Source organism: Xenorhabdus lircayensis, from assembly GCF_016306625.1.
GTDB classification, from domain to species: domain Bacteria; phylum Pseudomonadota; class Gammaproteobacteria; order Enterobacterales; family Enterobacteriaceae; genus Xenorhabdus; species Xenorhabdus lircayensis.
The window spans coordinates 1-2122 of record NZ_JACOII010000069.1; the positions used below are offsets into that span (position 1 = coordinate 1).

Genomic DNA, 2122 nt, shown 5'->3' on the forward strand with positions numbered 1-2122 from the left:
GGTGTGGCCCGCGGCTACCTTAACCGCCCAGAATTGACAGCGGAACGCTTTATTCCCGACCCGTTCTCAGCCGTATCGGGTGCCCGGCTGTATAAAACCGGCGATCTCGGCCGCTGGCTGCCGGATGGCAATATCGAATACCTCGGCCGTAACGATTTTCAGGTCAAGCTGCGCGGCTTCCGCATTGAGCTGGGGGAAATCGAAACCCAACTCATTCAGTATCCGGGGGTAGAAGAAGCGGTTGTCGTTGCCCGCGAAGACATGCCGGGCGACACCCGCCTGGTGGCCTATCTCCGGTCGCAGTCCGGCGTTGAACTGGTACCGGCTGAACTGCGCCAACAGCTTGCACAACATCTGGCTGAGTACATGCTCCCCAGTGCCTTTGTGATGCTGGAGAGTTTCCCGCTCACGCCCAATGGCAAACTCGACCGCAAATCACTGCCAGCCCCTGGCCAGTCTGCCGTGGCAATGCATGCTTATGAAGCGCCCGTGGGCAAACTGGAAACCACGCTGGCCCAGATCTGGCAAGACCTGCTGGGGCTGGAGTGTGTCGGGCGTTATGACCATTTCTTTAAACTTGGTGGTCACTCATTACTCGCAGTTCAGTGCACGACACGCGTACGCCAAGAGTTAGCTCTGGAGCTGCCGCTGGCTCAACTCTTTGCCCAGCCTGTCCTGATTGACCTCGCTCAGACACTTACGGATGCCTCCGTCATCGACCAGACTGTTATCCCTGTTGCCGATCGCGAAGTGCCCCTGCCACTCTCTTTTGCCCAGCAGCGATTGTGGTTCCTCGACCAACTCGATTCCGCTGCCAGCCTGTCCTACCATATTCCCGCGGTATTGCAGCTTGCCGGTCAACTTGACTCTCAGGCCCTCACCGTGGCGCTCAATAACCTGGTCGCCCGCCAGGCGAGCCTGCGTACCCACTTTACGTTGGTTGACGGTCAGCCCTGCCAGCAGGTTGCTTCCGCCGACACCAGTTTTGCACTCCCCTGTCTGGATCTGCGCGCCCTGAACGAAACGGCCCGGGCCCGTCGCGTGGCCGAACTGACCGAATATGAGGTTTGCGCCCCTTTCGATCTGACTCAGGGCCCGCTGATCCGCGGCCAGTTGCTGCAACTGGCCGATGAGGAGCATGTGCTGCTGTTTACCCAGCACCATATCATCTCTGACGGCTGGTCCATCGGTATCATGGTCCGCGAACTGGCGGCGCTTTATCAGGCCGCTCTGGCGGGTCAGGCGGCGGCCTTGCCGTCCCTGCCTATCCAGTATGCCGACTATGCCGTCTGGCAGCGCAACGCGTTGCAGGGAGACCGCCTGACCGGCCTGCGTGATTTCTGGTGCAGCCAATTGCAGGGCGCGCCCGCCTTGCTGGAATTGCCCACGGACCGCCCACGCCCGTCAGTACAGCGTTATGCCGGCAGCCGGGTGCCTTTCCATCTGGATACGGAAGTCCTCACTTCCCTCAAGGCCGGAGGGCAACATCAGGGCACGACCCTGTTTATGACCCTGCTCGCGGCCTGGGCAGTGGTGCTTGCCCGCCTCAGCGGTCAGGACGATATCGTCATTGGCACCCCCGTGGCCAACCGCCAGCACAGCGAAACCGAAGCATTAATTGGTTTCTTCGCCAATACGCTGGCCCTGCGTATTGAACCCGGCCAGTGCCACACCGTGGCGGAACTGCTGGCTCAGGTTCGCGAACGCACACTGGCGGCCTATGCCCATCAGGACCTGCCTTTCGAACAGGTGGTGGAAGCATTGCAGCCGGCCCGCAGCCTGAGTTACAGCCCGGTCTTCCAGGTCATGCTGGCGCTGAACAACACCCCGGCTCAGGCGCTGGAACTGCCCGGGCTGGCACTTTCGCTCGTTGAGCAACCGCAGCGCAGCAGCCAATTTGATCTGACGCTGTCGCTGACTGAAACCAACGACGGTTTGGTGGGGGGGCTGGAATATGCGACCGATCTGTTTGATCAGGCGACCGTGGTTCGCCTGGCGGGCTACCTTGAGAAGGTCCTGACGGCGATGGCCACCGATGTCACACACACTATCCCGTCCCTGCCGATGCTGTCTGTGGCAGAGCAACAACAACTGCTGATGGATTTCAACGCCACACAGGCGG

The 2122-nt window shown here is 60.8% G+C and carries 1 protein-coding gene; it reads left to right on the forward strand.

Features of this window, described 5'->3' with window-relative positions:
- Positions 1–2122, forward strand: a 2122-nt coding sequence (locus H8A87_RS18285; RefSeq protein WP_198691343.1) for a condensation domain-containing protein, incomplete at both ends; no start/stop codon positions are given.